This is a genomic window from Pseudomonas tehranensis (assembly GCF_014268615.1).
GTDB lineage: Bacteria > Pseudomonadota > Gammaproteobacteria > Pseudomonadales > Pseudomonadaceae > Aquipseudomonas > Aquipseudomonas tehranensis.
Genome location: NZ_JABWQV010000037.1, coordinates 24,293 through 32,311 on the forward strand (window position 1 = coordinate 24,293; position 8,019 = coordinate 32,311).

Annotated in this window: 5 protein-coding genes; 1 reads left to right on the forward strand and 4 read right to left on the reverse strand. The window is 60.0% G+C overall.

Features of this window, described 5'->3' with window-relative positions; all coding sequences use genetic code 11:
* The first annotated feature begins 74 nt into the window (after positions 1 to 74).
* Positions 75 to 914 (forward strand): 23S rRNA (adenine(2030)-N(6))-methyltransferase RlmJ, encoded by an 840-nt coding sequence (locus tag HU811_RS09460; protein ID WP_186655445.1) that lies wholly within the window; start codon positions 75 to 77, stop codon positions 912 to 914.
* Between the two features lie 152 nt (positions 915 to 1,066).
* Here the strand turns inward: HU811_RS09460 and msrA are convergent, their stop codons facing one another.
* The 4 genes from msrA to aceF all read right to left on the reverse strand — a co-directional run.
* Positions 1,067 to 1,714, reverse strand: a complete 648-nt coding sequence (gene msrA / locus HU811_RS09465; protein ID WP_047226186.1) for a peptide-methionine (S)-S-oxide reductase MsrA — start codon at positions 1,712 to 1,714, stop codon at positions 1,067 to 1,069.
* Positions 1,715 to 1,932: 218 nt separating this feature from the next.
* Positions 1,933 to 4,626, reverse strand: a complete 2,694-nt coding sequence (locus HU811_RS09470; protein WP_186655448.1) for a putative bifunctional diguanylate cyclase/phosphodiesterase — start codon at positions 4,624 to 4,626, stop codon at positions 1,933 to 1,935.
* Positions 4,627 to 4,808: 182 nt separating this feature from the next.
* On the reverse strand, positions 4,809 to 6,215 hold the full coding sequence (locus tag HU811_RS09475) for an alkaline phosphatase D family protein (protein ID WP_186655453.1): 1,407 nt from the start codon (positions 6,213 to 6,215) through the stop codon (positions 4,809 to 4,811).
* 319 nt (positions 6,216 to 6,534) lie between these two features.
* Positions 6,535 to 8,019, reverse strand: a 1,485-nt coding sequence (aceF, locus tag HU811_RS09480) for a dihydrolipoyllysine-residue acetyltransferase (RefSeq protein WP_186655456.1), incomplete at its 5' end; no start/stop codon positions are given.

The window sequence follows — 8,019 nt, forward strand, 5'->3', positions numbered from 1 at the left end:
CCGTCTACTCGGCTGCGACCCCCTGACGTTGGGCGCGCTTCAAGGTAAACTCCTCGGCCTTCGCAGGAGCCGCCATGAATTATCGCCACGCCTTCCACGCCGGCAATCACGCCGATGTGTTCAAACACCTGACCTTGACCCGTCTCATCGCTTTGATGTCGCGCAAGGAGCAGCCCTTTGCCTATCTCGATACCCATGCGGGCATCGGGCTTTACGACTTGCAGGGCGATCAGGCCAATCGTACCGGCGAATACCTTGAAGGCATCGCGCGGTTGTGGGACCAGAAGGATCTGCCCGCGCTGACAGCCGACTACATGAAAGTGCTGCACGAGATGAACCCGGACGGGCAGTTGCGTTACTACCCGGGGTCACCGGAACTGGCGCGGCGCCTGACCCGGCCGCAGGATCGGGTGCTTCTGAACGAAAAACATCCAGAAGACGGTGTGCTGCTCAAGGACAACATGAAAGGCGATCGTCGCGTGGCGGTGCATCTGGGGGAAGGCTGGCACGTGCCTCGGGCGCTGCTGCCGGTGGCGGAAAAACGCGGCCTGATGTTGATCGATCCACCTTTTGAGCAGCTTGACGAGATGCAGCGCTGCGCCGCGTCACTCAAGGAGGCCATTGGCCGGATGCGCCAGACAGTGGCAGCAATCTGGTACCCGGTGAAGGACCAGCGGATGTTGCGCCGTTTCTACCAGGACCTGGCCGGCACCGGTGCGCCGAAATTGTTGCGAGTGGAATTGCTGGTGCATCCGCTGGCCACGCCCAATAGCCTGAACGGCTCCGGTTTGGCGATTGCCAATCCGCCATGGGGGCTGGAGGAAGAGTTGCGCGAGCTGCTGCCTTGGTTGTCGAAGAAGCTTGGTCAGACCCAAGGCGGCTGGCAGATGGATTGGCTGATCGCTGAAGGCTGATGGTTGGCCAGGTGCACTAATGGCATCGACGCCGGAGATGTGGGAGCGAGCCTGCTCGCGATGGCGGAGGTACATTCAACATCAATGCAAGCTGACCCACCGCTATCGCGAGCAGGCTCGCTCCCACATTGGCTCCAAGGTGTACCCAGGAATCAGATCGGGCAAGTCACGCCCGTGCCGCCAATCCCGCAATAGCCTTCAGGGTTCTTCGCCAGATATTGCTGGTGATAAGCCTCGGCGAAGAAGAACGTCGGGGCTTCTTCGATTTCGGTGGTAATGACGCCTTTCCCGGCCTTGGTCAATTCAGCCTGAAATACTTGCGCGCTGTGCTTGGCGGCAGCCAGTTGGGTTGGGTTGGTGGCATAGATCACCGAGCGGTACTGGGTGCCGATGTCATTGCCCTGGCGCATGCCCTGGGTCGGATTGTGCAGCTCCCAGAACATCTTCAGAAGTTGCTCGTAGCTGACTTTTTCCGGCTCGTAGACCACCAGGACCACTTCGCTGTGGCCGGTAAGGCCCGAGCAGACTTCTTCGTACGTCGGGTTCGGCGTAAAGCCACCGGCGTAACCCACCGCTGTACTGACCACGCCTTCGCGCTGCCAGAACTTGCGTTCCGCGCCCCAGAAACAGCCTAGGCCGAAGATCGCGAAATCCACGTCCATGGCAAACGGACCCAGCAGCGGCGCATCGTGGACGAAGTGTTTTTCCGGCACGGTCATTGGGGTTTCGCGGCCAGGCAGAGCTTGTTCTTGAGTAGGGAGCACGTTTTTGTTCACCAGGATTTCCGAGCGCAAGACCATCATCAGTCCTCTCAGTCAGATTGAATTGAGCGAATAAGACCGTCAGTGTGCCCAATGCCGATTAGTTAAGAAAGCGACAACTGTGGCGAGGGATTCAGCCCTGTTGGGCCGAGTCCTGCGGGTGCTGCCGACGGCCGTGACCCTTTGATCTTTCACTTTGGACTCAATTGGCGGGGGAAAGATCGCAGCCTCGTTGCACTCGACAGCTCCTACTGGCGTCAGACGAGCGGCCCCCGCGGATAGCGCTTGAGCTTTTCGATCAGCTCCGCGCCGGGGATCGGACGGTCGAACAGGTAGCCCTGGCCAACGTCGCAGCGATGGCGCCGCAGGAACGCCAGTTGCTGTGCGGTTTCGATACCTTCGGCCACCACCTTGAGTTTCAGGTTGTGGGCCATGGCGATCACTGCGGAGGTGATTTCCATGTCGTCCTGGTTGTCCGGGATCTCGTGGATAAAGCTGCGATCGATCTTGATGATGTCGATCGGGAATTTTTTCAGGTAGCTCAGGGATGAATAACCGGTGCCGAAGTCGTCCATGGCCAGGGTCAGGCCCAGGCGCTTGAGTTGGTCGAGCTGCAGGTGGGTGTCTTCGGTGGCCTCCAGCAGCAGGCCTTCGGTCAGTTCCAGTTCCAGCAGGCGGGCCGGCAGTTGCTCTTCCTTGAGGATGCTGGCGATCGAGGCGACCAGGTCCGGGTCGGAGAACTGCTTGGGCGAGAGGTTGATCGCCACTTGCAGGTTGCCCAGGCCGGCGGCGGTCAATTGCTTGCTCATGCGGCAAGCCTGACGGGCGATCCATTTGCCAATGGGGATGATCAGGCCGGTTTCTTCGGCCACGCTGATGAACTGGTCCGGGCGAATCATGCCCTTCTCGGGATGGTTCCAGCGCAGCAGCGCCTCCATGCCCAGCAAGCGACCGCTGCGCAGGCACAGTTTTGGCTGGTAGAACACGTCCAGCTCGTTCTGGGTCAAGGCGCGGCGCAGGTTGTTTTCCACGAACAGCTTGTAGCTGGCCTCGGCGTTCAACGCCTCGGTGAAGACCTGGACCTGATGTTTGCCGTTGGCTTTGGCCTTGTGCAGGGCGAGTCCGGCGTTGCGCATCAGGGTCTGGGGGTCGCGGCCGTGCAGTGGCGCGCAGGCCAGGCCCACGGAGCCGGTCACGCTGATCAGCTGGTTATCGACGAACATCGGCTTGTCGAGCGTCATCAGCAACTGGCTGGCGATCTGCTGCCCGGCCTCCAGGTCGGTGTCGTCCAGCAGTACGGCGAATTCATTACTGGCGAAGCGTGCCAGGCTGCCGCTGGGGCTCAGGCTGTTGCGCAAGCGTCGGGCCAGGCTGATCAGCAGCTTGTCTCCGGTCTGATGGCCGAGGCTGTCATTGATGCGCTTGAAGTTGTCGATGTCCACCAGCAACAGGCTGATGGGCGAATCGCTGTCCCGGGCAAAGCGCTCATCGAGGTTGCGGATGAACGCCGGGCGGTTGCCCAGGTTGGTCAGGTTGTCGGTGTAGGCCAGGCGCTCGATGCGCTGCTGGGCCAGTTTGGTCTGGGTGATGTCTTCGTAAATGCCGATGTAGTGGGTCAGTTCACGGTTATCGCCATAGACCTTGGAAATCGACAATTGGCCCCAGTAGGGTTCCAGATTCTTGCGCCTGCTCTTGAATTCACCTTGCCAGCTATTGCTCTGGGCCAGGGCCGACGGTGCATCGAACAGCAGCTCGCTGAGGTTTTCCAGGGCCGGCAGTTCCGAGAGGCGCTGGCCGTGGACTTCCTCGGTGGAATATTGGGTGATGGCGGTGAAGCTGGGGTTGACGTATTCCACCACGCCGTCGCAATTGACCAGCAGGAACGCGTTGGCGCTTTGCTCCACGGCGCGCTGGAACAAGTGCAGGGCGTTGGTGGCCGTCCGTCGGTTGTGGTTGTTGATGACCTGGGCGAACTGGTCCGCCAGTTCCCCGGCAAAAGCGATCTCGTCGGACTGCCAGGCGCGGGTGACGCCTATTTGCTCCAGGCACAGAACGCCCACCACCTGGCCGTCGATACGAACGCTGGCGTCGAGCATGGCATTGACTTCGCGGGTGCGCAGGCTTGCAGCCATTTCCCGGGTACGCGGGTCGCGCATCGCATTGTGCGCGTCGATGGCGCGGCAGGTCTGCAGCGCCTCCATGTAGTCAGGAAACTCGTTGGCGTTGATTACGTCCGGCAGAAAGTAGTCTTGGGAGGCGCGGTTATAGGCCGAAATCGGCACCAACTGGCCATCTTCCAGGTTCCAGATGCTGGCGCAATCAATCTGGTAGATGTCGCAGGCGCTGCGGGTGATGAGCTCGGCGGCTTCCTGCAGGGAGTTGTTGGCGCTGTAGCGCTGGCGGGTCAGTAGCAGGATCAGGTCCTGCTGGGCGCGCACCCGGTCCAGGTGTTGAAGCTGCTCCTGCTGGGCGCGCTGGTTCAGTTCCAGGGCAATTTGCAGGCGCGAGTTTTGCGTTTCCAGGTCCAGGGCCGGCATCGACGGCTCGCTTGCCAGCAAATCGTCTACTGCCAGAAGATAGCCGCGTAATAGATGGCGATTGTGCTGTTTATAGGGCTCGCCCATTTCCAGTAGGTTCATGGCGCCCTTGGCGGTGTGGAGCGTGTAGCGGATCAGGTAATGCGGGGCCTGGGCCAGTTGCTGCTGGATCGCATCGTGGAGTTGATAACGCGCTTCGGGCTCCATCAGGCTGGCGTAGGGCGAACTGACCAGCGAGCAAAGCTCCACGGCCGGCACGCCGAAATACCGTTCGCAGTTGGGATCGAGGAACAGCAGTGCCCAGCTTGCTTCATTCAGCCGTTCGAAACGCAGCATGCCGAGCCGCGAGGGCACCGGTAACTGCGTCACTACCTCGGCCGCCATACGGCTGGCGGCATCGGGTTGGCTTTTCATGGGGAAACTCGCTTCGAAAATGCTGATCGCGCCGGGCTGACGCCCTCGTTATTACGGACTGGCGCAAGGTTGCATCATTGCGGCACTGGCTGACAAGAGAGATGAAGGCCAAGTGCTATAAACCTTTTATCGGCCGACAAGCGAATTTCTCCAGCGGTCGACCGATCAGAGGGGCCGGGTGGTTATACCACTCGTCCGCGCAGCGGGATATCTACTGTCTGTAATGGGGTGCCATCACGGTCGTGAAACGTGACCTGAACGCTCTGCGCCGTGACCTGCAGGTGGGCGAAGTTGTCCTGGCTGATGACCTTGCCGATCAACCCATAGTGATAGTCTCCGCTGGGCGTGCGGGCCATGGCATTACCAAAAATAAAACTCGCGGCGCTGGCATAAGGAAGCAATTTGCTGTTGCACAACGGCGAGGAAACGATGGTATGCACCTCGAAGTCAGAATCCTGGCTATGACTCAGGCGACTGGTAAGAGAACCATGGACGTCGCCGGACACGAAAATAACGTTCTTGATCCGATGGTGGCGAACGGTTTCCAGCAGGCGCAGACGCTGTTCCGGGAAGGCCTGCCAGGCGTCCGAGGTATTGAGCTTGCGGTCCGGGTAGAACATCACGCCGGTCACGATGAACTTGACCCGCGCCGGACTGTTGACCAGCCATTTGATCAGCGATCGTTCCTGCGCTTGATCCAGGATACGTCGATCATCCGCCGACAGATTGCGCTGGGTCCGACTATCGGTGACGAACCATTCGATATCGCCATGAGCGAACTGATACCAACATTGTCTCAATGGTTTGCTTAACGTTCCGTCACTTAAAAGTTCATGTGCCGGACTATGGCTGGCTTGATAAAGCGCATAGGCATCCATGGCATTGGCATAAAAGTTTTCGTCGCCTTTTTTCTTGCTGGCAGGCCAATTGTCTTTGATTTCATGGTCGTCGAGAATCATGTAGCTCGGTGTTCCAGCCATCAACTTTCTGATGTGCGGCTGGGAAAAGGCGGTGCGGTATTTGAACAAAATATCCTTTGGGTTCCGGTCCGGGGCGACAATATTCAAATCGTCTAGATAAACCTGGTCGCCGGTCATCACTACAGCACTGATCGGTGGGTCGGCCTGGGCCACGATGCGGTTGATGCCAGCGAAAGTCCGGTCGCCCAGTTCAGGTCTGGACGGGACGCCGGCCGTCACCCGCAGGTAGCGGCAGGAACCCACGATATAGCTGCGCGGTGCACTGCTTTTGCTGGACGGCGTGCGCATTTGATAAATATCCCGAGGCCATTGCAGCGGCAGTTCCTGAACGGTTTCGATTGTATGAGTAGGGCTCAGGCGGCTGAACCAGCCGGCTTGGTATTCATAGACGGTATCGGCTTGAAGGTTCTTCAATACGATGACATCGGACATGTCACGGTACGCATGCAACTGAACAAAGTGTCCTTTCGACCAGATTGACTCTCCCTGGCGCCGGTAACGGATGGCGGCAAATACCAGGCTGTTCTTATCGTTATCCCCTCGCAGGAATATCCGCGTGTGATGAGGTGTCGTGTGGCCGACAATAGGGCCAACAGTGGGTTTGAACATCATTCGAGTCCATTCGAAGTTAAAGTTTTTTTCGGTTTTTGAGGTAAGTAGTTAATGGCTTCCCTGAACTCATCCTAAAGCGATGCATGAGATAAATATTGATAGGGGAGGGGGCGTGAGTTGTGGGAAACGTCCAATAGATGACGTAGTCATCTAGGTGGAGTGCAGTAGGAAAGTTGGGCCCTGGAACGGGCTGCTCTGCACGTTCGACTTTATTTCAGGCAAAAAAAGCCCCGCCAAACGGGCGGGGTTGAGGTACGAGCGTGGCGCTCGGAAAACAGCGGTCCGAAAGGCCCTTCGTGGGGAGGGCCGCCCGGTGTTACAGCAAGATGGTACGGATGTCGCCCAACAGGTCGCTCAAACGCTTGGTGAAGCGAGCAGCGGCGGCGCCGTTGATCACGCGGTGATCGTAGGACAGCGACAGTGGCAGCATCAGCTTTGGCTGGAAGGCTTTACCGTCCCAGACGGGCTGGATGGTGGCCTTGGAAACACCCAGGATCGCCACTTCCGGCGCGTTGACGATCGGCGTGAAGCCGGTGCCGCCAATGTGGCCGAGGCTGGAAATGGTGAAGCAGGCGCCCTGCATGTCGTCGGCGGTGAGCTTTTTGCTCCGGGCTTTTTCGGCCAGGGCAGCGGCTTCGCCAGCCAGTTGCAGCAGGCTCTTCTGGTCGACGTTGCGGATGACCGGTACCAGCAGGCCTTCCGGGGTGTCGACGGCAAAACCGATGTGCACGTATTTCTTGCGGATCACAGCTTTGCCGCTTGGGGCCAGCGAGCTGTTGAAGTCCGGCAGTTCCTTGAGCAGATGCGCGCAGGCCTTGAGCAGCAGTGGCAGCACGGTCAGCTTGACGCCGGCCTTCTCGGCCACGGCTTTTTGCGCGACGCGGAAAGCTTCCAGTTCGGTGATGTCGGCCTGGTCGAACTGAGTCACGTGCGGAATGTTCAGCCAGCTGCGGTGCAGGCTCGACGCGCCGATTTGCATCAGGCGAGTCATTGCCACTTCTTCGGTTTCACCGAAGCGGCTGAAATCCACTGCCGGGATCGGCGGGATGCCCGCACCACCGGTAGCGCCTTCGGCCGGAGCGTTCTTGGCCTTCTGCATCATGGCCTTGACGTAAGCCTGCACGTCTTCCTTCAGCACACGACCGTGTGGACCGCTTGGGCCGACGGCAGACAGTTCGACGCCAAATTCACGGGCCAACTGACGTACCGCAGGGCCGGCGTGCACCTTGGCACCGCTTGGGGCGGGTGCGGCAGCTGGTGCTGGTGCAGCCTCGGCTTTGGCGGCAGGCGCGGCAGCTGGAGCCGGAGCCGCTTCGGCCTTGGCGGCAGGCGCAGCAGCCTGGGCTGGGGCAGCAGGTGCCGCAGCACCGGCCACTTTCAGCTTCAGGATCAGGTCACCGGTGCCCACTTCGTCTTCCAGCTTGATCTCGACGCTTTCCACCACGCCGGCAGCCGGCGACGGGATTTCCATGCTGGCTTTGTCGGATTCCAGGGTGATCAGCGACTGGTCGGCTTCGACGGTGTCGCCGGCCTTGACCAGCACTTCGATGATCTTGGCCTTGCCCGACGAGCCGATGTCCGGAACATGAATGTCCTGGACCGTGGCAGCGGCAGGCGCGGCGGCCGGGGCGGGAGCCGCCTCGGCAACCGGTGCGGCGGCAGGCTTTTCAGCCGCCGCCGGGGCAGCAGGAGCCGCCGCCTCAGGCGCCGCAGCGGCGCCCTCGACTTCCAGCTCCAGCAGTTCGTCGCCTTCTTTCAGGCGATCGCCCAGCTTCACTTTCAGGCTTTTGACGATACCGGC

What these genes read in the sequence shown, in the direction of transcription:
- HU811_RS09460 (WP_186655445.1), top strand. Translation starts at nt 75, where the DNA reads ATGAATTATCGCCACGCCTTCCACGCCGGCAATCACGCCGATGTGTTC.
- msrA (WP_047226186.1), bottom strand. Translation starts at nt 1,714, where the DNA reads ATGGTCTTGCGCTCGGAAATCCTGGTGAACAAAAACGTGCTCCCTACT.
- HU811_RS09470 (WP_186655448.1), bottom strand. Translation starts at nt 4,626, where the DNA reads ATGAAAAGCCAACCCGATGCCGCCAGCCGTATGGCGGCCGAGGTAGTG.
- HU811_RS09475 (WP_186655453.1), bottom strand. Translation starts at nt 6,215, where the DNA reads ATGTTCAAACCCACTGTTGGCCCTATTGTCGGCCACACGACACCTCAT.